The 25,498-nt window shown below is 37.7% G+C and carries 20 protein-coding genes; all 20 read left to right on the forward strand.

All coding sequences use genetic code 11. The features are described from left to right. Positions 1–52: 52 nt before the first annotated feature. Positions 53–934: a translation elongation factor Ts gene (gene tsf, locus AC4BC3_RS05145; protein ID WP_206909687.1), complete on the forward strand. Its 882-nt coding sequence runs from the start codon at positions 53–55 to the stop codon at positions 932–934. A 139-nt stretch (positions 935–1,073) separates the two neighbouring features. Further along, the gene (pyrH, locus tag AC4BC3_RS05150; protein WP_206899828.1) at positions 1,074–1,796 is read left to right on the forward strand and encodes a UMP kinase; all 723 of its coding nucleotides are present in this window, start codon (positions 1,074–1,076) and stop codon (positions 1,794–1,796) included. A gap of 2 nt (positions 1,797–1,798) precedes the next feature. Then, the gene (gene frr, locus AC4BC3_RS05155) at positions 1,799–2,356 is read left to right on the forward strand and encodes a ribosome recycling factor (protein ID WP_206899827.1); all 558 of its coding nucleotides are present in this window, start codon (positions 1,799–1,801) and stop codon (positions 2,354–2,356) included. 190 nt (positions 2,357–2,546) lie between these two features. After that, positions 2,547–3,359, forward strand: coding sequence for an undecaprenyl pyrophosphate synthase (gene uppS, locus AC4BC3_RS05160; protein ID WP_206909689.1), 813 nt, complete (start codon positions 2,547–2,549; stop codon positions 3,357–3,359). Next, positions 3,356–4,156 (forward strand): phosphatidate cytidylyltransferase, encoded by an 801-nt coding sequence (locus AC4BC3_RS05165; protein WP_490467140.1) that lies wholly within the window; start codon positions 3,356–3,358, stop codon positions 4,154–4,156. The genes uppS and AC4BC3_RS05165 overlap by 4 nt, the downstream gene beginning before the upstream one ends. A gap of 347 nt (positions 4,157–4,503) precedes the next feature. Next, positions 4,504–5,772 carry an RIP metalloprotease RseP gene (rseP, locus tag AC4BC3_RS05170; RefSeq protein WP_206909692.1) on the forward strand — a complete coding sequence of 423 codons (1,269 nt, stop codon included), beginning with the start codon at positions 4,504–4,506 and terminating at the stop codon, positions 5,770–5,772. A gap of 66 nt (positions 5,773–5,838) precedes the next feature. After that, the gene (locus AC4BC3_RS05175; RefSeq protein ID WP_490467141.1) at positions 5,839–7,548 is read left to right on the forward strand and encodes a proline--tRNA ligase; all 1,710 of its coding nucleotides are present in this window, start codon (positions 5,839–5,841) and stop codon (positions 7,546–7,548) included. A gap of 142 nt (positions 7,549–7,690) precedes the next feature. Beyond that, the gene (locus tag AC4BC3_RS05180; protein ID WP_490467142.1) at positions 7,691–12,043 is read left to right on the forward strand and encodes a PolC-type DNA polymerase III; all 4,353 of its coding nucleotides are present in this window, start codon (positions 7,691–7,693) and stop codon (positions 12,041–12,043) included. Positions 12,044–12,347: 304 nt separating this feature from the next. Continuing rightward, on the forward strand, positions 12,348–12,821 hold the full coding sequence (rimP, locus tag AC4BC3_RS05185; protein ID WP_067484222.1) for a ribosome maturation factor RimP: 474 nt from the start codon (positions 12,348–12,350) through the stop codon (positions 12,819–12,821). A gap of 21 nt (positions 12,822–12,842) precedes the next feature. Next, the gene (nusA, locus tag AC4BC3_RS05190) at positions 12,843–14,039 is read left to right on the forward strand and encodes a transcription termination factor NusA (RefSeq protein WP_490467143.1); all 1,197 of its coding nucleotides are present in this window, start codon (positions 12,843–12,845) and stop codon (positions 14,037–14,039) included. 19 nt (positions 14,040–14,058) lie between these two features. Continuing rightward, entirely contained in the window at positions 14,059–14,352 is a 294-nt protein-coding gene (rnpM, locus tag AC4BC3_RS05195; RefSeq protein WP_206909696.1) for an RNase P modulator RnpM, read from the forward strand. Continuing rightward, positions 14,349–14,660, forward strand: a complete 312-nt coding sequence (locus tag AC4BC3_RS05200) for a YlxQ-related RNA-binding protein (protein WP_206909698.1) — start codon at positions 14,349–14,351, stop codon at positions 14,658–14,660. Before rnpM ends, AC4BC3_RS05200 begins: the two co-directional genes overlap by 4 nt. Positions 14,661–14,672: 12 nt before the next feature. Continuing rightward, complete coding sequence (gene infB, locus AC4BC3_RS05205; protein ID WP_490467144.1) at positions 14,673–16,919, forward strand: translation initiation factor IF-2; 2,247 nt, start codon at positions 14,673–14,675, stop codon at positions 16,917–16,919. Between the two features lie 24 nt (positions 16,920–16,943). Further along, complete coding sequence (gene rbfA / locus AC4BC3_RS05210; RefSeq protein ID WP_067484229.1) at positions 16,944–17,291, forward strand: 30S ribosome-binding factor RbfA; 348 nt, start codon at positions 16,944–16,946, stop codon at positions 17,289–17,291. A gap of 493 nt (positions 17,292–17,784) precedes the next feature. Beyond that, positions 17,785–18,303, forward strand: coding sequence for a hypothetical protein (locus AC4BC3_RS05215; protein ID WP_490467145.1), 519 nt, complete (start codon positions 17,785–17,787; stop codon positions 18,301–18,303). A 345-nt stretch (positions 18,304–18,648) separates the two neighbouring features. Next, complete coding sequence (gene truB / locus AC4BC3_RS05220; protein ID WP_490467146.1) at positions 18,649–19,572, forward strand: tRNA pseudouridine(55) synthase TruB; 924 nt, start codon at positions 18,649–18,651, stop codon at positions 19,570–19,572. 3 nt (positions 19,573–19,575) lie between these two features. Next, positions 19,576–20,514, forward strand: coding sequence for a riboflavin biosynthesis protein RibF (gene ribF, locus AC4BC3_RS05225; protein WP_490467147.1), 939 nt, complete (start codon positions 19,576–19,578; stop codon positions 20,512–20,514). 243 nt (positions 20,515–20,757) lie between these two features. Continuing rightward, positions 20,758–21,711, forward strand: a complete 954-nt coding sequence (locus AC4BC3_RS05230; protein WP_206909710.1) for a tRNA dihydrouridine synthase — start codon at positions 20,758–20,760, stop codon at positions 21,709–21,711. A gap of 380 nt (positions 21,712–22,091) precedes the next feature. Next, positions 22,092–23,735, forward strand: a complete 1,644-nt coding sequence (locus AC4BC3_RS05235; protein ID WP_490467148.1) for a malolactic enzyme — start codon at positions 22,092–22,094, stop codon at positions 23,733–23,735. A gap of 97 nt (positions 23,736–23,832) precedes the next feature. Then, positions 23,833–25,155: a 2-hydroxycarboxylate transporter family protein gene (locus AC4BC3_RS05240; protein ID WP_206909712.1), complete on the forward strand. Its 1,323-nt coding sequence runs from the start codon at positions 23,833–23,835 to the stop codon at positions 25,153–25,155. Positions 25,156–25,498: the final 343 nt, after the last annotated feature.

Here is a 25,498-nt window from a genome sequence, read left to right on the forward strand (position 1 = left end):
CTCCTTTGAAACAGCTTTTTTTAAAGAAAAACACTACTAGGAGGACTATAAAATGGCAGACGTTACAGCTAAAATGGTAAAAGAACTACGCGACATGACTGGCGTAGGTATGATGGATGCGAAAAAAGCATTAGTAGAAGTAGAAGGCGACATTGAAAAAGCAGTTGATCTTTTACGTGAAAAAGGAATGGCTAAAGCAGCTAAGAAAAATGATCGTATTGCAGCTGAAGGTTTAGCAGCAGTTGCTGTTAAAGGTAACACTGCAGCAATCGTTGAAGTTAACTCAGAAACTGACTTCGTTTCTAAAAATGAAATGTTCCAAGATTTAGTAAAAGAAATTGCAGAATTAGTTGCTGAAAACAAACCAGCTGACATGGAAGCTGCAATGCAAATCAAAACTGAAAAAGGTACAATCGAGTCTGAATTAATCGAAGCTACACAAGTTATCGGAGAAAAAATCAGCTTCCGTCGTTTTGAAGTAGTTGAAAAAGAAGATAACGCTGCATTTGGTGGTTACTTACACATGGGCGGACGTATTGCTGTATTGACAGTTCTAGATGGTACAACTGATGATTCAGTTGCTCGTGACGTTGCTATGCACGTTGCTGCTATCAACCCTCGTTATGTAAATGAATCACAAATCCCTGCTGAAGAATTAGAACATGAAAGAACTGTTCTAACTGAACAAGCATTAAACGAAGGCAAACCTGCTAACATCGTTGACAAAATGGTGGAAGGTCGCTTGAAAAAATTCAAAGCAGAAATCGCTTTGGTTGACCAACCTTTCGTCAAAGATCCTGATATGACTGTTGAAAAATTCGTAGCTTCTAAAGGCGCAACTGTTAAATCATTTGTTCGTTTTGAAGTTGGCGAAGGAATCGAAAAACGTGAAGATAACTTTGTAGAAGAAGTTATGAGCCAAGTGAAAAAATAATTCTGTTGAATAAAACAGATGGGAACGCACACTATTGTGCGCTCCCTTTTTTTAGGCAAATGCCAAAAAATGCAAGCATTTAATGGCTAAATCAACTAATTATGGTAAAATGGCAATAGAAAACATTGGAGGAATGAACATGGTCACACCAAAATATCAACGTGTAGTCTTAAAATTAAGTGGTGAAGCTTTAGCTGGAGATGAAGGATTTGGAATTAAACCTCCAGTCATTAAAGAAATTATTCAAGAAATCAAAGAAGTCCACGAGTTAGGCGTTGAAATGGCAATCGTTGTAGGAGGCGGAAACATCTGGCGCGGACAAACAGGTGCTCAAATGGGTATGGAACGTGCGCAAGCTGATTACATGGGCATGTTAGCGACTGTTATGAACGCTTTAGCCTTACAAGATACATTAGAAAACGTTGGTGTACCGACACGTGTACAAACTTCGATCGAAATGCGTCAAATCGCAGAACCATACATTCGTCGTAAAGCAGAACGTCATTTGGAAAAAGGACGCATTGTTATTTTTGCTGGGGGGACAGGTAATCCTTACTTCTCAACGGATACAACGGCAGCATTGCGCGCAGCTGAAATTGGCGCTGATGTTATTTTAATGGCTAAAAATAATGTAGATGGTGTTTATTCTGCAGATCCAAAAGTTGATGCAAATGCAGTTAAGTTTGAAGAATTAACTCACTTGGAAGTGATTGCTAAGGGATTGCAAGTAATGGATTCAACAGCAAGCTCATTAAGTATGGATAATGATATCCCATTAGTTGTCTTCAATCTAAATGAACATGGAAATATCCGCCGTGCAATTTTAGGCGAAAATATTGGAACTACTGTAAGGGGGAAATAAAGATGGCAGATGCAATTATGGCAGAAGCAAAAGAGAAAATGGAAAAAGCAGCACAAAGTTTACAACGTGAACTTGGACAAATCCGTGCTGGACGCGCGAATGCAAGTTTATTAGACCGAATCACAGTTAATTACTACGGTGCACCAACACCATTGAACCAAATGGCATCAATCCAAATTCCAGAAGCTCGTGTATTGATGATCACGCCTTTTGATAAAAGTATTCTTCAAGATGTAGAGAAGGCGATCATGGCAAGCGACATTGGTATCAGCCCAACGAATGATGGAAATGTTATTCGTTTAGTTATCCCGCAATTAACGGAAGAACGTCGTAAAGAATTAGCGAAAGATGTTAAAAAAGAAGCAGAAAATGCAAAAATCGCTATTCGTAATATTCGTCGTGATGCGATGGATGCCTACAAAAAACAACAAAAAAATGGTGACATTACAGAAGATGATTTGCGCGGACTAGAAAAAGATGTTCAAGCATTGACTGATGACAGCATTAAAGAACTAGATAAAATTGCTGGTGAAAAAGAAAAAGAATTACTAGAAGTTTAGTCTTCCAAGTTTTTTCAAAAGGAGTAGCAAAATCAAGATTGATTTTGCTACTCCTTTTTTGATGGAAACTTAAAAATTTTCAAAAAAATAAACAAATTTTTTGGAAAAAATCAGGATTTCATAGGAAATAGAAAGAGATATTGCTATAATGTGTAGGATAGTGGGAATTTTAAGCATAGGAGGGAAAAGAATGTTACGTTTTTTTCCGCAAAAAAACAAGTATATTCAAGAAAAAAGTGAGTTTCAATTTAGCGCTGAGGGAAAGATTCCTCAACACATCGCCATCATCATGGATGGAAACGGTCGTTGGGCACAAAATCGCCGATTACCTCGAATTGCAGGACACAAAGAAGGGATGGAAACTGTAAAAAAAGTAACGAAGGCAGCATCAAATCTGGGTGTGAAAGTATTAACCCTTTATGCATTTTCGACTGAAAATTGGAAGCGACCAACGGATGAAGTTAATTTTTTGATGCAATTGCCTGTTGATTTTTTTGATACATTCGTGCCAGAACTTATTAAGGAAAATGTGAAAGTCCACGTGATGGGGTATGAAAACGTGTTGCCAAGCCACACACAAGATGCTGTGCGTCGTGCAATCGATCAAACTAAAGAAAACACTGGAATGGTGTTGAACTTTGCATTGAATTATGGGAGTCGAGCGGAAATAGTGACGGCAGTGAAAGAGATTACGACTGAAATCAATAATCAAGAATTAGCTGTTGAAGCAATTGACGAAGAAATAATTGCGAATCACTTGATGACAGGATTTTTACCAAAGGAACTTCGAGATCCTGAACTAGTCATTCGTACTAGTGGAGAAGAAAGAATCAGTAATTTCTTATTATGGCAAATTGCTTATAGTGAACTTTATTTTACAAAAGCATTATGGCCAGATTTTGATGGTAATCATTTGGAGGAAGCAATTGCTTCTTATCAAAATCGTGACCGTCGCTTTGGTGGCGTAAAAAAATTGGATAAAAATGAGGAGGATCAATCATGAAACAACGAGTGATCACAGCTGTCGTCGCTTTAATTTTATTCATTCCAATCATTTGGATTGGTGGAATGGCTGTTGAATTGTTAGGGGCTTTGCTAGCAGTAGTAGGTGTCTACGAGCTGTTTAGAATGAAAGGATTAACGTTATTAAGTTTTGAAGGAATCTTATCTGCGATTGGTGCGGTTTTTCTGGTGTTGCCAAAAGAGCGGTGGTTTTTCTTTTTACCAGAAAATACGAGTACATTTATGCTTTTTTATTTTGTTGTAATGATTTTATTGGGAACAAGTGTGGTTTCAAAAAATACGTATACTATTGATGAAGCTGGATTTCCCGTGGTTGTAAGTTTATACGTTGGTATGGGGTTCCAGAATTTCGTGAATGCGCGAACAGAAGGTTTAGTTGTATTACTATTTGGCTTGTTTATTGTTTGGGCAACGGACATCGGTGCTTATATGTTTGGTCGTCGCTTTGGTCAGCACAAATTGATTCCAGCAATTTCGCCAAATAAAACAATTGAAGGAGCGCTGGGAGGTATTGTAAGTGCACTCGTTGTGGCATTGATCTATCTCTTGTTATTCCCTGGAAAAGAATACTTCAATCATGGAACACTAGTTATGTTGTTGTTAACCATTGTCTTCTCAGTTGTTGGTCAGTTTGGTGATTTAGTTGAGTCAGCAATCAAGCGTCACTATGATGTAAAAGATTCAGGAAATATCTTGCCGGGTCATGGTGGAATCTTAGATCGTTTTGACAGTTTGTTATTTGTTTTCCCAATCATGCAATTGTTTGGTGTAATTTAAAAGAGTGTGAAAGAAGTGTTTAGTTCTAATAAAAATAAATTGCTAGAAATTATTCCCTCAATTTTTGAGAAATATAGACTTATTTTGAAGAAGTTGCTTCTTGAATACTGTAGATAGAGTTGTGATTCCAAATGCTTAGCACCAATTAGAAAGTAGTAAGGTAAAATCATTTCTAAATCGATCAAAAAATTTTTTTGATCCAATGAAAAGAGTAGTGAGTATTGTCGCTACTCTTTTTTGTTTTCGAAAGGTAGCTATTGGTGTCTGTGTCAGACTGTGGTAAAATTATGTTGTTTATCTTCATAAAAACTAGAATAATGCTAGAAAAAGTAAAGGAGAAGTAAACTATGAAAACGATTCTAACTTTTGTCATCGTTTTTGGTATTTTGGTTATCGTCCACGAATTTGGTCATTTCTTCTTTGCGAAACGATCAGGAATCCTAGTCCGAGAATTTGCAATTGGTATGGGTCCAAAAATTTATGGACATCAAGCAAAAGATGGAACGACATATACACTTCGGTTATTACCGATTGGTGGTTATGTAAGAATGGCAGGTAATGGCGACGATGAGACAGAGATGGCTCCAGGTATGCCACTGTCACTTTCACTCAATTCTGACGGTGTCGTAGAGAAAATCAATTTAAGTAAAAAAGTTCAATTAACGAATGGAATTCCAGTAGAACTTGTTCGTTACGATCTAGAGGATGAGCTAACGATTACGGCCTTTGTTAATGGCGATGATTCTGAAGCAGTGACCTATCCGGTAGATCATGATGCTACAATTATTGAGGCAGATGGAACAGAAATTCGGATTGCACCTAGAGATGTTCAATTTCAATCGGCAAAATTATGGCAACGCATGTTAACTAACTTTGCTGGGCCAATGAATAACTTCATTTTAGCGATTCTTTTGTTCATTGTGCTTGCATTCATGCAGGGAGGCGTCCAGGTAACAAATACGAATCAAATTGGCGCGGTACTTCCTGATGGCGCAGCTGAAGTAGCTGGTTTAAAAGAAAATGACCACATCTTAAGTATTAATGATAAAAAAATTGCATCATGGACTGATTTAACAAGTCAGATTACTGCAAATCCAGGGAAAAAATTGAATTTTGAAGTCCAACGTGATGGAAAAGTTCAAGAAATCGAAGTAACACCCAAAACAGTAGAATCCAACGGGCAGGAAGTGGGGCAACTTGGTATACAAGCGCCAATGAAAACTAGTTTTATTGATAAAATCGTGGGTGGAACGAGACAAGCTTTCAGTAGCTCATTAGAAATATTCAAAGCGTTAGGATCACTATTCACAGGATTTAGTTTGAATAAATTAGGTGGTCCGGTGATGATGTTCCAGTTGTCTTCTGAAGCAGCTAGTCAAGGAATGATGACTGTTATTGGGTTAATGGCGATGCTTTCAATGAACTTGGGAATCGTGAATTTATTACCCATTCCAGCATTAGATGGCGGTAAATTGGTCTTAAATGTCATTGAAGGTGTACGTGGTAAACCATTAAGTCAAGAAAAAGAAGGCATCTTAACTTTGATTGGGTTCGGCTTCTTGATGCTATTGATGGTTTTAGTAACATGGAATGATATTCAACGATTCTTTTTTTAACTAGAGTTGACAAATAGGGTATAATAACAAGCGATAACTATTTTGAGGATTAAAGGAGTATATAAAATGAGACAATCAAAGATGTTGATCCCAACACTGAGGGAAGTACCAAATGATGCCGAAGTATTAAGCCATCAAATGCTGTTACGAGCTGGCTATATTCGTCAAGTATCTGCTGGTATTTATTCTTACTTGCCATTAGCAAACCGTGTATTGGAAAAATTAAAAACAATCATGCGGGAAGAATTTGAAAAAATTGGTGCAGTTGAAATGTTGATGCCTGCAATTCTTCCAGCAGAACTTTGGCAAGAATCTGGTCGTTACGACACGTATGGTCCAAACTTGTACCGTTTAAATGACCGCAACGATCGCAAAATGATTTTGGGACCAACTCATGAAGAAACATTCACAGAATTGATTCGTAATGAAATCAATTCATACAAAAAATTGCCACTAAATTTGTATCAAATTCAATCAAAATATCGCGATGAAAAACGTCCTCGTTTCGGGTTGTTACGTGGTCGTGAATTTATTATGAAAGATGCGTATTCTTTCCATGCTTCAGAAGAAAGTTTAGATGAAACATACAAAGATTATGAAAAAGCGTATACTGAGATTTTCAAACGTTGTGGTTTAGACTTCCGTGCAATTATCGGAGATGGCGGTGCCATGGGTGGAAAAGATTCTAAAGAATTTATGGCAATCTCTGAAATTGGAGAAGACACCATTTGTTATTCAACAGAAAGTGACTATGCAGCCAATTTGGAAATGGCAACAAGCTATTATGTGCCTAAAAAATCACATGAAACGCAACTGGCATTAAAAAAGGTGGCAACTCCTGATGCGAAAACAATTGAAGAGGTTGCTGGTTTCTTTGATGTAGAATCACAAAAAATCATCAAATCTGTTTTATTTATTGCAGATGAAGAGCCTGTATTGGTATTGATACGTGGCGATCATGAAGTCAATGATGTCAAATTGAAAAATTTCTTAGGTGCCGACTTTTTAGAAGAAGCAACAGAAGAAGATGCGCAAAAGTATCTTGGAGCTGATTTCGGTTCTGTTGGTCCAGTGAACTTAGCAGATGAGATAAAAGTTTATGCAGACCGTCACGTTCAAGACTTGGCAAATGCGATTGCTGGAGCAAATGAAACTGGCTTCCACTACATCAATGTAAATCCAGAACGTGATTTTTCTGTTCTTTCTTATGAAGATTTACGTTTTGTCCAAGAGGGCGATCCTTCACCAGATAATAATGGTGTTCTTGCTTTCACAAGAGGAATTGAAATTGGACACATTTTCAAGCTAGGTACTCGTTATAGTGAATCAATGGGTGCAACGGTATTAGATGAAAATGGTCGCGAAAAATTCGTGATCATGGGTTGTTATGGTATTGGTGTAAGTCGTTTACTTTCAGCAATCGTTGAACAAAATGCAGATGAAAATGGTATCAACTGGCCTAAAGGAATTGCTCCTTACGATCTACACGTTGTCCAAATGAACTTGAAAGACGACTATCAAACTAACTTGACAAATGAAGTTGAGCAAACAATGATGGAAGCAGGCTACGAAGTATTAGTGGACGATCGTAACGAGCGTGCGGGAGTTAAGTTTGCAGATTCAGATTTGATTGGGTGCCCAATTCGGATTACTGTCGGTAAAAAAGCCGTTGATGGAATCGTCGAAGTGAAAATCAAGAAGACTGGTGAAATGGTAGAAGTACGTAAAGAAGAGCTTGCGAATACATTACCAATTCTTTTGAACCAAGGTGAATAATTCAAAATAACCTCGAAATTCGAGAGAGACGAAGTCTTTCTCGAATTTTTTAATGTAAATCAAAAGAAAAACGAGTATACTAAATAGTATTGAAAAAATTTATTTGTCTCATAAACAAATAAACTAGAAAGGGCGTATTTTTTTGTCAGAAAAACGAGATTTGTTTGAAAAACTATTAGAACAAATTCAACTAGAGGATGAAGAAAAAAATCATCCGTTAATTTCTACTGGCGAAATGGAACGTGTTGTCGTACATCGTAAATCACGTCTATGGGAATTTACGCTTCATTTTTCGCAAATATTACCGATTATGCTGTATCGTTCATTCCTACAACATCTGACAATCGCGTTTAACGACATTGCACAGGTTAAAGTAATAATCAAAGCGGAGGATCAATCGTTTGATGAACAGTTGTTGCAAGATTATTGGGCACAGGCTTTAGAAAGTCAACAGTGTGACACACCCTTAGTCCAACAAGTCTTAAAGACGCAAGTTCCTATTTTAAAAGATCGAAAAATCGTGCTGCCGGTTGACAAAACGGGTGCGATTTCTTATTTGAAACAACAATATTTACCTTTGGTAGAAGAACTGTATCTTAATTATGGGTTTCCTAAATTCCATATCGAACCGGAAGTCGATGAAGAACAAGCGGCTCGTGTGCTCGAACTTTTTGAAGAACGCAAGCAAGAACAAGCAGAAGCATTCATGAAGCAAGCTGCTGAAAGTCTACTTGTTCATGAACAAAAGAAAAAAGAAAAGAAAGAGCAAGCGCCTGCTTTGGAAGGACCAATTCAACTTGGTCGCAATATTCCAACAGATGATCCTGTTACACCAATGATTGACATCGTTGAAGAAGAGCGACGTGTCATTTTAGAAGGGTATGTATTTGATAAAGAGGTTCGTGAACTACGTTCTAAACGAAAAATATTAACGTTGAAAATCACGGATTATACCTCTTCTTTCATTGTCAAAAAGTTTTCAAATGGTGAAAAAGATGAACAAGTTTTCGATGCAATTAGTAAAGGAAGCTGGCTGAAAGTTCGAGGAAGTATCCAAGAAGATACATTCGTGCGCGATTTGGTGATGAATGCCCAAGATATTGTTGAAGTCAAGCACACACCACGTAAAGACTACGCTCCTGAAGGGGAAAAACGAGTTGAACTACATCTTCATAGCAACATGAGTACAATGGATGCGACGAATAGTATCTCTGATTTCGTTGCGCAAGCAGGTAAATGGGGACATAAAGCAATTGCCATTACGGATCACGGAGGAGCACAATCATTTCCTGAAGCACATAGCGCTGGAAAAAAGGCTGGGGTCAAGATTTTGTATGGTGTAGAAGCAAACGTTGTTGATGACGGCGTGCCAATTGCCTATAATGATGCACACGATTCATTGAACGATGCGACTTATGTGGTTTTTGACGTGGAAACGACTGGTCTGTCAGCTGTTTATGATACGATTATTGAATTAGCCGCAGTCAAGATGCATAAAGGAAATGTCATTGAAAGCTTTGATGAATTTATTGATCCTGGTCATCGATTATCAAGAACCACAGTAGACTTAACAGGTATTACAGATGAAATGGTCCGTGGCTCGAAATCTGAAGAAGAAGTTTTAAGAATGTTTCTTGAATTTTCTGAAGGCTCGATCTTAGTTGCCCACAATGCAACCTTCGATATGGGTTTCTTAAATACAAGTTATGCACGTTATGGAATTCCAGAAGCAAAAAATCCTGTGATTGACACATTAGAATTAGCACGTTATTTATATCCTCAATTTAAACGATTTGGTTTGGGTGTATTGACCAAAAAATTCGGTGTCAGTTTAGAACAACATCACCGTGCCATTTTTGATGCGGAGGCAACAGGTCATTTAGCTTGGATTTTTGTCAAAGAGGCAATGGAAAATCATGAGATGCTTTATCACGATCAGTTAAATGATCATGTCGGTGAAGGAGATTCTTATAAACGAGCTAGACCGTTTCATGCAACGCTTTTGGCGAAGAATCAAGCTGGTCTAAAAGATTTGTTCAAATTGATTTCGATGTCAAATATCAATTATTTTGAGCGAGTTCCTCGGATTCCTCGTTCACAGCTGAAAAAATTTAGAGACAATCTCTTAGTTGGTTCTGCTTGTGATAAAGGTGAAATTTTTGAAGCAATGATGCAAAAAGGGGTCGAAGAAGCAGAAAATCGTGCAAAGTTTTATGATTATATCGAAGTGATGCCAAAGGCAGTCTATGCTCCTTTGTTAGAACAAGAATTAGTGAAAAATGAACACGATTTAGAAGAAATCATTCGAAATTTAGTAAACATTGGGAAAAAGCTAGACAAGGTGGTTGTTGCTACGGGTGATGTCCATTATTTAAATGAAGAAGATGGTATTTATCGAAAAATCTTAATCAACTCGATGGGAGGAGCAAATCCACTTAATCGTCATAGTTTACCGGATGTTCACTTCAGAACGACGGATGAAATGTTAACAGCATTCAACTTTTTAGGTGCAGAACTTGCCAAAGAAATCGTTGTTGATAATACCAATAAAATCGCGGACAGTTGTGAAGAAATCATCCCAGTTAAAGATGAATTGTATACACCAAAAATTCCTGGATCAGAAGATGAAATCACCGAATTAAGTTATAATCGTGCGAAAGAATTATACGGTGATCCTTTACCAGAAATCATTCAAAAACGTTTAGAAAAAGAACTGAATTCAATCAACGGAAATGGGTTTTCAGTTATTTATTTGATCGCTCAAAAGCTTGTGCATAAAAGTAATGAAGATGGTTACTTGGTTGGTTCCCGCGGATCTGTTGGTTCGAGTTTCGTAGCGACAATGACCGGGATCACAGAAGTTAATCCACTAGCGCCACATTATTATTGTCCTAACTGTCAGTATTCGGAATTTTTTGAAGATGGCACATATGGTTCTGGTTTTGATATGCCAGAAAAAAAATGTCCAAAATGTGGCGCACGCTTAAATAAAGATGGTCACGATATTCCATTTGAAACATTCTTAGGTTTCCATGGTGACAAGGTTCCCGATATTGATTTGAACTTCTCGGGGGACTATCAAGCAGAAGCGCATAACTACACGAAAGTTTTATTTGGTGAGGAATATGTCTATCGAGCTGGAACCATTGGAACTGTTGCAGACAAAACGGCTTATGGGTTTGTGAAAGGGTATGAACGCGATCACAACTTACAATTTCGTGGAGCGGAGGTCGACCGTTTAGCTAAGGGTGCAACTGGTGTGAAACGAACTACTGGACAGCATCCAGGGGGGATCATTGTTATCCCAGACTATATGGATGTTTACGATTTTACCCCTATTCAATATCCTGCAGATGATCAGAATTCTGAATGGAAGACCACTCACTTTGATTTCCACTCGATTCATGATAACGTATTGAAACTTGATATTCTTGGACACGATGACCCGACTGTCATTCGGATGCTCCAAGATTTATCTGGAATCGATCCACAAACGATTCCAACAGATGATCCGGAAGTTATGCGGATTTTTGCTGGTCCAGAAGTATTGGGAGTTGATAAGGATCAGATTTTTTCAAAAACGGGTACCTTGGGAATTCCCGAATTTGGCACGCGTTTTGTACGAGGGATGCTTGAAGAAACACATCCAACAACATTTGCTGAATTGTTACAGATTTCTGGACTATCCCACGGGACGGATGTTTGGTTAGGTAATGCGGAAGAACTAATTCGCCGTGGAGATGCAACTTTGGCTGAAGTAATCGGTTGTCGGGATGACATCATGGTTTATTTGATCCATGCTGGCTTAGATAGTGGGATGGCATTTAAAATCATGGAAACCGTTCGTAAAGGTTTATGGACGAAAATTCCTGATGATTTAAGAGAAACATATTTAACCGCAATGAAGGAAAACAACGTGCCAGATTGGTATATTGATTCCTGTTCAAAAATCAAATACATGTTCCCGAAAGCCCATGCGGCAGCTTATGTGCTGATGGCCTTGCGAGTAGCGTACTTTAAAGTGTATTTTCCAATTCTTTATTACTGTGCTTATTTCTCTGTTCGTGCGGATGATTTTAATTTAGTTGCGATGTGTAAAGGAAAAGAAGCTGTCAAAGAAGCGATGAAAGAAATCACTGATAAAGGATTAGAAGCTTCAGTGAAAGAAAAGAATCAGTTAACGGTACTCGAATTAGCAAATGAAATGCTAGAACGTGGCTACCATTTTGGTATGATCGACTTGTACAAATCAGATGCAACAAATTTCGTGATTGATGGTGATACGCTGATTGCACCGTTTCGTGCAGTCCCTAGTTTGGGAACCAACGTGGCAAACCAAATCGTGGAAGCAAGAAAAGATGGACCGTTCTTATCAAAAGAAGATTTAGCAACGCGAGGAAAAGTTTCTAAAACACTGATTGAATACATGGATGATAATGGTGTATTAAAAGATCTGCCAGATGAGAATCAATTATCATTGTTTGATATGCTATAGACAATTTTTCTTAACAAAAGGGTAAGAAAAAGCACCAATGTTTAAACGTTGGTGCTTTTATTTTTTTACGAGAAAATTTTTTACAAAAAATAAAAATGAATCAAAAAACAGAAAAAAATTTTAGCAAGCATTTATTTTAAACGAATAGAGTTGCTGAAGAAAGTAATAAATAACCAGTAAACTTGTCATTTTATGAAATTTGTGGTATAGTTTTCATTGGTAATGATACTAATCGTGAGTGAGCGGAATTTTCGCTCACTCTTTTTAATGGAATTACGTAGCCAATTTTAAGGAGGCGAAATTTTTGAGTAGCGTCGTTGAAACAGTCACAGAAATGGTGACCCCGATTTTAGATGAACAAAATTTTGAACTTGTAGAAGTAGAGTTTACAAAAGAAGGCAAAAACTGGTTTTTACGAGTATTCATTGACAAAGAAGGCGGAATTGACATCGATGAATGTGTCTATGTCAGTGAAAAATTAAGTGAGAAGCTAGATGCTGCAGATCCAGATCCGATTCCTCAAGCCTATTTCCTAGAGGTGTCATCTCCTGGAGCAGAACGTCCATTGAAAAAAGAAGCAGATTATGAAAAAGCACTAGGTGATTATGTCCATGTGTCTTTATATCAACCTGTTGATGGAGAAAAACAATACGAAGGTTTTCTTCAATCATTTGATGCTGAGCAACTAACGTTAAAAATTCGCATAAAAACACGCGAAAAAGAATTAACCATTGAACGTAAAAATATTGCGAAAGCTCGCTTAGCTATTCAATTTTAATTACGGAGAGGAATCAAAATAATGAGTAAAGAAATGTTGAACGCGTTAGATGCTTTAGAAGCTGAAAAAGGTATCTCAAAAGAAATCGTGATCGACGCTTTGGAAGCTGCTTTAGTTTCTGCTTATAAACGTCACTATGGACAAGCCCAAAATGTAGAAGTAGAGTTTGATCAGAAAAAAGGAAACATCCATGTTTATGCGGTGAAAGAAGTTACAGAAGAAGTAATGGATTCCCAACTAGAAGTGTCGTTAAAAGACGCACTTTTGATTAATCCGGCGTATGAATTAGGAGATACAATCCGTTTTGAAGTTACGCCTAAAGACTTTGGACGAATTGCTGCGCAAACAGCAAAACAAGTGATTTTGCAACGTGTTCGTGAAGCTGAAAGAACAATTATTTATAACGAATTCAGCGAATACGAAAAAGACATCATGCAAGGAATCGTTGAGCGTCAGGATAAACGTTATATCTATGTGAACTTAGGTAAGATCGAAGCAGTCTTGTCTAAACAAGACCAAATGCCAAACGAATTTTATCAACCACATGACCGAATCAAAGTCTACGTTTCACGTGTTGAAAACACATCAAAAGGCCCTCAAGTTTTTGTAAGCCGTAGTCATCCAGACTTATTACGTCGCTTATTTGAACAAGAAGTACCTGAAGTTTACGATGGACTAGTTGAAATCGTAAGTATTGCTCGTGAAGCAGGCGACCGTTCAAAAGTTGCTGTTCGTTCAAACGATGCAAATATTGATGCTGTTGGAACTTGTGTAGGACCTAAAGGCCAACGTGTTCAAGCAATTGTAAACGAACTAAAGGGTGAAAACATGGATATCGTTGAATGGAACGAAGATCCAGCAATTTTTATTGCGAATGCATTGAACCCAGCTCAAGTAATGGATGTCATTTTTGACGAAACAAATGCGAAAGCTTGTACAGTGGTTGTACCTGATTATCAATTATCTTTAGCAATTGGTAAACGTGGACAAAATGCTCGCTTAGCTGCAAAATTGACAAATCATAAAATTGACATCAAATCTGAATCAGATATGGCTGAGTTTTATGAAAAACGAGCAGAAAAAGAAGAAGTTGTAGAAGAAGTAGTTGAAGAACTCCATGATGAAGCAATCGTTGAATCAGACCTAACAGCTGATGAATACGAAGCAATGGCTTTTGAAGAAACTGAAGCAACGGAGAAAACAGATCAAGAAGCTTAATTGTAAGGAGGCAAACGAGATGAAACAAAGGAAAATTCCTTTACGCAAATCTGTGGTTTCGGGTGAAATGAAACCGAAAAAAGAAATGATTCGAGTGACCCGTTCAAAAGAAGGGGAAGTTTCAATTGATCCTACTGGAAAAATGCCTGGACGAGGCGCGTATGTCTCAATTGAGCCGGAAGAAGTGCAAAAAGCTTGGGATAAGCAAATCCTCGATCGAGTTCTCGAAGTAAAACTAACAGATGAATTTTATCAAGAACTATTAGATTATGTTACACACCAGAAAGCCCGAAAAGAGCTTTTCGGAAAATGAACACAGTAAACCGGCAAAAAGCCATGAATTTACTAGGACTTGCGATGCGTGCTGGGAAGTTAGTAACCGGTGAAGAGTTAACCATTGCAGATATTCGTCGCCAAAAGGCAAAGGTAGTGTTTGTTGCGACCGATGCTAGTGAGAACACAAGAAAAAAGATCAAAGACAAAAGTTCCTATTACAAAGTTCCTTGTTTTGAACTATTTTCAGAAGCTGAAATTACGCAAATGATTGGAAAACCACGAAAAGTCTTCGGCGTCTTAGATGCAGGGTTTGCGAAAAAAATCAAGGAGCTAATTGAAGGTTAGGAAGGTGATTACATGGGAAAAAAAAGAGTCTATGAATTAGCAAAAGAGCTCAATCAGTCTAGTAAAGTGATTGTCGAAAAAGCCCAAAAATTGGGGATCGACGTAAAGAACCATATGGGAACTTTAAATCGCGAAGATGAGAATAAATTGCAGCAAGCTTTCAAAAACCCAGTTGTACAAAAGCCAAACCAGAAACCAGTCAATCAAAAGCCAAATGATAAAACTCAAGAAAACACAAAAAATGTAACACAACAAAAAAATAAAAATAACCGCAACTATCAAGATCGCGGTCAAGGGAGCGGTCAAGTGAATCAAGGACAAAACAAATCATCCAACCAAAATAACCAAAACCGTCAAGGCGGAAATCAAAATCGTAACAACAATAACAATCGCGGAAAATTCAACAACAATAACCGCAATCGTTTTAACAAAAAAGGAAGAAAAGGGAAACAACAAACTTCAAATAAACCAGCTGTGCCACCACGTAAATTCCGTGAACTACCAGAAGTTCTAGAGTATACAGATGGCATGAACGTTGCAGATATCGCGAAAAAAATTCACCGTGAACCAGCGGAAATCATCAAAAAACTCTTTATGTTAGGTGTTATGGTCAATCAAAACCAAGCACTTGATAAAGATACAATCGAGTTATTAGCAACGGATTATGGTATGGAACCACAAGAAAAAGTACAAGTGGATATTGCCGATTTAGATAAATTCTTTGAACCAGAAGAATTGAATGAAGAAAATCTAGTTTCTCGTCCACCAGTTGTCACAATTATGGGACACGTTGACCATGGTAAAACAACATTGTTAGATACTTTACGTCATTCACGTGTAACGAATGATGAAGCGGGTGGAATCACTCAACATATCGGTGCTTATCAAATTGATATCGACGGTAAACCAATCACTTTCTTGGATACACCAGGTCACGCGGCCTTTACAAGTATGCGTGCTCGTGGAGCAAGTATCACAGACATTACCATCTTGGTTGTTGCCGCTGATGATGGTGTAATGCCACAAACGGTTGAAGCTATCAACCATGCGAAAGCGGCAAATGTGCCAATCATCGTTGCTGTAAACAAAATTGATAAACCAGGTGCAAATCCACAACACGTTATGCAAGAATTAAGTGAATATGAACTTATTCCTGAAGCATGGGGTGGAGATACGATCTTCGTTGAAATCTCAGCAAAATTTGGTCAAAATATCGAAGAATTATTAGAAATGGTTCTATTAGTTTCTGAAGTAGAAGACTTGAAAGCTGACCCAACGCAACGCGCAATTGGTACAGTTATCGAAGCACGTTTAGATAAAGGTAAGGGACCAATCTCTACTTTACTTGTTCAACAAGGAACATTACATGTAGGAGACCCAATCGTTGTCGGAAATACTTATGGACGTGTTCGTGTGATGGTCAACGACTTAGGTCGACGTGAAAAAAATGCGGGTCCAGCAACACCAGTTGAAATTACTGGCTTGAACGATGTGCCACAAGCTGGAGATCACTTTGTTGTCTTTGAAGACGAAAAAACGGCTCGTGCAGCTGGTGAAGAACGTGCAAAACGTGCAGTTGTTGAACACCGTGCTGCTACAAGTCGCGTAACCTTAGACAACTTGTTTGAAAGCCTTAAAGAAGGCGAATTGAAAGAAGTTAATGTCATTATCAAAGCTGACGTACAAGGTTCTGCAGAAGCTTTAGCTGCTTCATTGAAGAAAATTGATGTCGAAGGCGTTCGCGTAAAAATCGTGCATGCTGCTGTTGGCGCAATCAATGAAAGTGATGTTACTTTGGCTGCTGCAAGTAACGCAATCATCATCGGTTTTAACGTACGTCCTACACCACAAGCGAAGAGTCAAGCTGATTCAGAAGAAGTAGATATTCGCTTACACCGAATCATTTATAAAGCAATCGAAGAAATTGAAACAGCGATGAAAGGGCTGCTTGATCCTGAATTTGAAGAAAAAATCACTGGTCAAATGATCATTCGTGAAACCTTCAAAGTTTCAAAAGTTGGAACGATTGCTGGTGCGTATGTGACTGAAGGATTCATCCGCAGAGATAGTGGCGTTCGTGTCATTCGTGACGGAATCGTTATCTACGAAGGTCAATTAGCTAGCTTGAAACGTTTTAAAGATGACGTTAAAGAAGTTAAAATGGGATTTGAATGTGGCGCAATGATCGAAAAATTCAATGACATCAAAGTTGATGACATCATTGAAGGATTCATCATGGAAGAAGTTAAAAACGACTAATAAAAATAAAGGAGGCCGCTCATTATGGCTAACTATCGTGACCGTCGAGTCGGTCAAGAAATTTTAAAAGAAGTCAATGATATTTTACGTAAAAAAGTTCGTGATCCTCGAGTTGAAAACGTGACGATCACTGATGTACATGTAACAGGTGATTTACAACAAGCAACCATCTATTACAGCATCTTATCTGATCTTGCTTCAGATAAGAAAAAAGCACAAGAAGGTTTGAGTAAGGCAAGTGGTTTAATCCGTCGTGAATTAGGTCATAACTTAAGTATTTACAAGACACCTGAGCTAATCTTTGAATTAGATGAGTCTGTTGGTTATGGTAACCACATCGATGAGCTGTTACGTAATTTGAATAAGGACTAACAAAAAAAGCATCCATTCCTATCAAGGAAAATATGGATGCTTTTTTGCTTGAATAAAAAAATAAAAATTTATTGACAAAATTATTGGACAAGGAGTTCCTATGTTATAATAAACAAAAATACGCTCTTTGAAATAAAAATATTCAAATTATGAGCATTCAAACTGAAGTTTTGCTATGAACGAATAGCGCGATTACGAAACCTCAAAAAATTTTATCCGAGGTTTTAGAGCTATGCTGTTTTGAATGCCTCCAAAACCATAAATTCTTTAATCGCAGTAGAGATACCGTTTTAGAGCTATGCTGTTTTGAATGTAAAGCTACCGAGTTTTGATCATTATCCAAATAATTTAAGACAACTTAACCAAAACATTACTCATGTATCGAGTAATGTTTTTTTGTTATAATGAGTTGAATGGGACAAAAAGTTCCCAGAAATTTTTATATTTTTTGAACGGATTTCTTTTTAAAAAAAGAAAAAAGGATGTGGGGATAATGAAAAGAGTAATTGGGTTAAGTATGGTTGGTTTGACTTTGTTTCTTGCTTCATGCGGGAAAACGGAGCAAACTACTTCAAATGAAACTTCACAGTCAATGATTCAAACGAGTGAAACGACAGCAATGACTACTTCTGAAGTGACAACAAGCGATTCAAAAACGGCAACAAGTATCAAAGAAACGAACACAACTATAACGACAACACAAGCAAGTTCAACAGATCAAAACACAAATACCTCAGCAGCAACAGTTACAGATTCATCAACAAATGTAACGAATGAACCTACATTTACACCAGAACAAAAGCAAGCGTTAGATGCTATTTATGCAAAGTATCCTGAGTATAAGGATTCAGATATTGCTTTTATCTTTTGGCAAATGATTGATGATGATTATCTTTTCAAAGCTTATAGTCTTTCTATGATTGAACAAGGCGGTTCAGGTACATTGACCTTTTTCCGAGTATCACCGACAGGAGAAGTGCAAGAAACAGATCCTAGTGGAAACCCGTATTAAGAAAATAATTTGAGAAAATTAAAAACGGCAAGTCTCATTAGTTGAGAGACTTGCCGTTTTTTTTGCACGAAGATCAAAACTCTTCGTTTGTCTTGGGGAAGACATATTTAATTGCCTGAAAGCCACCCATATAACCAATCAAAGGGTGCAAAGAAAATATTTTCCATCTGATCCCTCCTTTTGTATAAAAAAAGAATAACACGGATTCTATTTACACCCCGATGAATTTTGTTACGTTTGTGTATCCTAGATGTAAAAATCGTTGGAGTTGGAATCAAAAATGTAGTATTCATTCTTGCTGTGTTATAATAAATCAGTTGAATCAAAAAGAAATGGAGAGCAGAAATGGAAGGGCTATTACCGTTATGGAAAGAACGTGGGATGACAAGTCATGACTGCGTATTTAAATTAAGGAAAATATTACATACCAAAAAAATCGGGCACGGTGGAACGCTAGACCCAGATGTAGATGGTGTGTTACCAATCTGTATTGGAAAAGCAACAAAAGTGATTGAATATTTAACTGATTCTGGAAAAACCTACCAAGGTGAAATTAAGTTGGGATTCAGTACGACAACGGAAGACAAGTCTGGTGAAGTGGTTGAAGAACAAGCAGTAACAGAACGTATCTCAGAAGAAAAAATCGATCAAATCATGGCTTCTTTTATTGGGGAGATCACGCAAATTCCGCCAATGTATTCGGCGGTGAAGGTCAATGGCAAACGACTTTACGAATACGCACGTAATAATGAAATAGTTGAACGTCCAAGTAGAAAAGCTCAAATTTATCGTTTTGAACGCACGAGTGAATTAAACTGGGATCAAGAAAACGGGTTGTTATCATGGCGTTTTGAAGTTGAGTGTGGTAAAGGAACCTATGTGCGAACACTTGCTGTTGATACAGGGAAAAAACTAGGTTTTCCTGCTCATATGTCAGATTTGACAAGGACAGCAAGTGCAGGAATGAATCAAAAACAAGCAATCACTTTGGCACAGGTAGCTGAATATATGGCAAACGGAACTATTTCTGAGTATCTATTACCAATCGAGGCAGGGGTTACGAAGTTTCCACGAGTAGATATCAGTGAAGCTGTTTGGCAAAAAGTTAAGAATGGTATGCGTTTGGATTACAAAGTCTTTGGCTTATCAACGATGCCAGACCAAGAAATTGCTTTGTTTTATCAAGATAAAGTTGTTAGTATCTATCAACCTAATCCAAAGGAAAAAGATAAATTAAAACCAAGTAAAGTGTTAAGAAATGAGGTATAACTGATGGAAATTATCAAGATTCGTCATCCTTATCAAAAAAATCAAATTCCAGCAGAGGAAGTAGTGCTTGTCTTAGGATTTTTTGACGGGGTACATTTAGGCCATCAAAAAGTAGTTGAAACTGGTCGAAAAATCGCTGACCAAGAAGGTTTGAAATTGGCTTTGATGACGTTCAATCAACATCCTTCAATTGTGTTTAAAAAAATCGATCCAGCAAGTGTTAAGTATTTAACTACCTTAGAACAAAAAGAAGAGAAAATGGCTGCACTGGGTGTGGATTTTCTATATGAGATCGACTTTACTTCTGCTTTTGCACATTTGGCACCTCAAGAGTTTGTTGATCAATACATTGTTGGTTTACATGCTAAGTATGCTGTTTCTGGGTTTGATTATACGTATGGACCAAAAGATATTGCGGATGTGGAACATCTTCCTGAATATGCAAAAAATCGTTTTGAAGTTGTGACGGTCCAAAAAGAAATTGAAGCTGGTGAAAAAATCAGTTCTACACGTATTCGTCAATTGTTGGACGCAGGTGATGTGACAGAAGTAACCAAACTTTTAGGTAGTGTCTACGAAATTGAAGGTGTCGTGGTTCATGGTGATGCTCGCGGGCGTTTGTTAGGTTTTCCAACGGCAAATGTAAAAGTCAAAGGAACTGTTCATTTACCTAGAGAAGGTGTCTACGTTTCTGAAATCAAGGTTGGTGAAAACTGGTATCCAGCGATGGGTTCAATTGGTCATAATGATACATTTGGTGAGGGGCGAGAGCTAACTGTTGAATTATTTATTTTAGACTTTAGTCAAGATATTTATGGCGAGCATGTAGCCGTCCGCTGGAATAAATTTTTGCGAGATCAAGTAAAGTTTGCGAATGTAGATGATTTGATTACGCAATTGAAAAAAGATGAAGCTGATACAGCTGCTTACTTTAAAAAATAAAGAGAAGTCAATAGAGGCTGTGACAGAAGTAATCGGCTTATTTAATAAATTACTTCAAGAACATCGTTTATTCAGAAATAAGGAGTGTGGCAAAAAATTATGTCACACTCTCTTAATTTCTCAAGATTTCGTTGACTGCAACAGGAAAAAACTTGAAAGTCCTTCCCTTTGCTTCTTTTTCAAAATCCTAGTATAATAAGCATGTTTTTTTGAATTGGAATGAAGAGAGAACGGAGATAAATAATGATGAACAATTTTTGGGCAGAATTACCAAAGCCCTTTTTTATTTTAGCACCAATGGAAGATGTGACAGATGTTGTTTTTCGCCATGTTGTTCAAGCGGCAGGCGCACCAGATGTCTTCTTTACAGAATTTACTAATTCGGACAGTTATTGCCATCCAGATGGTAGACAAAGTGTTCGAGGCCGTTTGACTTTTACTGAAGATGAGCAGCCAATGGTGGCCCATATTTGGGGGGACAAACCAGAATTTTTCCGCGAGATGAGTCTTGGCTTGGCAGAAATGGGTTTTAAGGGAATTGACTTGAATATGGGCTGTCCCGTTCCTAATGTGGCTGGTCATGGGAAAGGGAGCGGACTGATTTTACGTCCTGAAGTTGCGGCAGAGTTAATTGAAGCTGCTAAAGCAGGTGGACTCCCTGTCAGCGTAAAAACAAGGCTCGGATATAAAGATATAGCAGAAATGGAAAATTGGTTAGCGCATGTCTTAGCACAAGATATTGCAAATCTGTCAATTCACTTAAGAACGCGCGACGAAATGAGTAAAGTAGATGCGCACTGGGATTTGATTCCGCAAGTGTTAGCCATTCGAGATCGAGTGGCGCCACAAACACTGATAACTATCAATGGGGATATTCCTGACCGTCAGACTGGACTTCGATTAGCTGAAGAATATGGGGTAGACGGGGTCATGATTGGCAGGGGAATTTTCAAAAATCCATATGCTTTTGAAAAAGAACCTAGAGAACACTCTTCAAAAGAACTGCTTGATTTATTGCATTTACAATTAGACTTGCAAGATCAGTATGCGGAATTGGTTCCGCGTTCGATAGTTGGTTTGCATCGTTTCTTTAAGATATATGTTAAAGGATTTCCAGGTGCTAGTGATTTGCGTGCGCAATTGATGAATACGAAGACGACGGATGAGGTTCGAGAAATACTGAAAGATTTTGAATAAGGTTGTGGCGCAAAGCGAACAGCTCCGAAAAAAATAATGAGCAACTGACAAAAATAGCTTTTCATATTTTTGAACAGTTATGAATTATTTCGAGGAGTTGCTTTGGGAATACCGTAAATAGAGGTTGTGGTGCAAAGCGAACAGCTCCGAAAAAGAATAACTAACAAAAATAGTATTCTCTGTTATCGGAGTTGCGCCACTTATTTTTAAATCATTCAACTAACTGAAAGATGGCCGTTAACGATAGAGGTATGGCATTGACGTGCCATACCTTTTTTGTATCCACATATAAAAAAAATTTATCATGACCCTTGGTTTTGACTATAGCTGAAAGTGACGACTATACTTTTGCATGTAGTAAAACTTAGGAGGAATTTTTTATGCTTACAGGATTAAATTTATTGAACAATCCATTTTTAAACAAAGGAACAGCATTTACGAAAGAAGAACGCGCAAAATTTGGTCTTACAGGGATGCTTCCCAGTACAGTTCAAACATTAGAACAACAATCCGTTCAAGCTTATGGTCAATACTTAAGCAAACCATCTGATTTAGAAAAACGAATTTTCTTAATGAACTTATTTAATACCAATCGTACACTTTTCTATAAATTGATGGGTGAACATTTAGTTGAGTTTATGCCAGTTGTTTATGATCCAGTAGTCGCTGACTCAATTGAACAATACAATGAAATTTTCTTGAAACCACAAGACGCAGCTTTTCTTTCAATCGATGATCCAGAAAGTATAAAAGCAAGTCTAAAAAATGCTGCTGATGGTCGAGATATTCGTCTAATTGTTGTGACTGATGCAGAAGGAATTTTAGGTATGGGTGATTGGGGCGTCAACGGTGTCGATATTGCGATCGGAAAATTAATGGTTTACACTGCAGCCGCTGGAATCAATCCGGCACAAGTGTTGCCAGTGTCTATTGACGCAGGAACAAATAACCAAGAATTATTAAACGATCCACTATATCTAGGAAATCGTCATGAACGCATTGAAGGGGAAACTTATTATCAATTTGTTGATCAATTCGTAAATGCGGCAACAGAATTATTCCCTGAATTATTATTGCATTGGGAAGATTTTGGTCGTGGAAATGCAGCCACTATTTTAGAAAAATATCAAGATCAAATCACTACATTCAATGATGATATCCAAGGAACAGGGATCGTTGTTTTAGCTGGTGTATTAGGTGGATTGAATATTTCTGGTGAAGCATTGAAAGACCAAACGATTTTAACATTTGGTGCCGGAACTGCTGGTGTTGGGATTGCAAATATTCTTTTAGATGAAATGATTCGTCAAGGTGTTCCAGAAGAAGAAGCACGCAACCATTTTTACCAAGTGGATAAACAAGGTTTACTCTTTACAGACACAGAAGGACTAACGCCAGGACAAATTCCTTTTGCACGAACTCGTGACGAATTTGAAAATGCAGCAGAATTGACTAATTTAACTGCAGTGGTAAAAGCAATCCACCCAACAATCATGATTGGTACATCAACACAACCGGGGGCCTTTACGGAAGAAATCGTTAAAGAAATGGCTGCTCATACAGAACGCCCAATCATTATGCCTTTGTCAAATCCAACAAAACTTGCTGAAGCAAAAGCGCAAGATTTAATTACATGGACAGATGGAAAAGCTTTAGTAGGGACTGGGATTCCTGCAGCCGATGTTGAATATCAAGGTGTTACTTACCAAATTGGTCAAGCAAACAATGCATTGATGTATCCAGGGCTTGGACTAGGTTTGATTGCTTCAACTGCAACACGTGTGAATGCAGAAATTATTTCTCAAGCAAGCCGTGCCTTGGGCGGAATCGTTGATGTGACTCAACCGGGTGCATCAATTTTACCTCCTGTTGCAAAAATTACTGAATTTTCTCAAATTATTGCAGAAACAGTTGCCAAATCAGTGGTAGAACAAGGGTTAAACCGTGAAGAAATCACAGACATCAAAACTGCTGTGGTAGATGCTAAATGGGTACCAGAGTACACAGAATTAGTAGCAGAATAATTAGAAATAGGTGTGCAAGATTGTAAGAAAAGCAGGTAGTTCAACGAAGCTGTTCTGTTTTTCTTACGGGTTGCTTAAGGAGAAAGGATCTGTAAGTATGGTACAAAAAGCAACAGCTGATTCAGCGGTTGAAGACGAAAAAAAGACGAGTATTTGGTCAACAAAAATTAGTGGTATCAGTTTGCCCTTATATTTAATCATGGTTGCCGTATTGATCGTCGCAATGGCGTTAGGAAAATTACCGACAAACATGATTGGTCCAATTGCTGTATTAGTTATTTTAGGGAATTTATTTCATTTCATTGGTTCCAAACTTCCAATTGTGAAAAGTTATCTTGGTGGTGGCTCTGTTTTTGCTATTTTTGCATCAGCAGCTATCGCAACTTTTGGTATTTTACCTGAGTATGTGGTTCATGCAACGGAGAATTTTGTCAATAATATGGGCTTTTTAGATTTTTATATTGCCGCGTTGATTACTGGTAGTATTTTAGGAATGAATCGTAATTTATTGATGAAAGCTTCTGTCCGTTTTATTCCAGTCGCATTGATTTCAATGGTCGCTTCCTTTTTTGCAGTCGGCTTAGTAGGAATGTTGATTGGCAATGGTTTTGCTGACTCAGTATTGTATGTTTCGCTTCCTGCAATGGCCGGTGGTGTTGGTGCGGGTGCTGTGCCGTTATCTAGTATTTATGCCAATGTTTTAGGGACAGATGCTTCGGCAATTATTTCTCGTTTGATTCCGGCAACAGCGATGACCAATGTGCTAGCCATTATTGGTGCAGCTTTGGTAGCACGCGCTGGACAATCAATGCCTAAAATCAACGGAAATGGAAAACTAATGGAAAAAGGTGACCTTGGCGATGGAAAACCTCGTACAGTGAAACCAAATATTTCTCAATTGGGTGTAGGATTGATGGTTTCAATCACCTTTTTCATTCTTGGCCAAATTTGTAATTACTTTGTTCCAAAAGTTCATGCGTATGCGTTTATGATCATTATCGTTGTCATTTGTAAAATTACGAATATCTTGCCTGAATATTATGAAGATGCAGCTATTATGTTTAATAACTTAATTGTGAAAAACTTGACCGCGGCTGTTCTTGCGGGTATCGGGATTGCGCTTTTGAATTTAAATGTACTAGCCTCTGCATTAACTTGGCAGTTTGTGGTACTTTGTTTAACAAGTGTCATTGTTATTTCATTAGTATCTGGCTTTGTTGGTCGATTATTTGGACTTTATCCAATCGAGTCTTCTATCACAGCAGGACTATGTAATAATTCAATGGGCGGTACCGGTAATGTTGCGGTACTTTCTGCTGCGAATCGAATGGAACTCATTGCATTTGCTCAAATGGGGAATCGTTTAGGTGGAGCAATTGTCTTGATTATCTCAGGATTTTTGATGCAGTTGCTTTCATAAGAAAAAACTTACGGATCATGTTGTCATTCACATGATCCGTAAGTTTTTTTATCTACTTAAATGAGGAAAATTCGGCAAAGTAAAGATAAATTAGAAAAAACGAAGGGGATTAAATGGCTATTTGGTACAAGAATATGTACTAGCCTCCTACGCATAAACGGATAACTATCTCTAGTCCTCTCATTTCTTGCTTTAAACGATAGTAATTCAAGTTGCCAAAGTTACCAACTACATATTTATCACATCAATGAACAGTCACAATAAAATAGGAAAGAATATTTAATGAAAGTAACGTCAGCAAATCATTGAAGACCAGATGAAGAAGTGATAGAATGATTTTTTG

The sequence above is a fragment of the Enterococcus sp. AAFC-DPL-6103 genome, assembly GCF_058216595.1.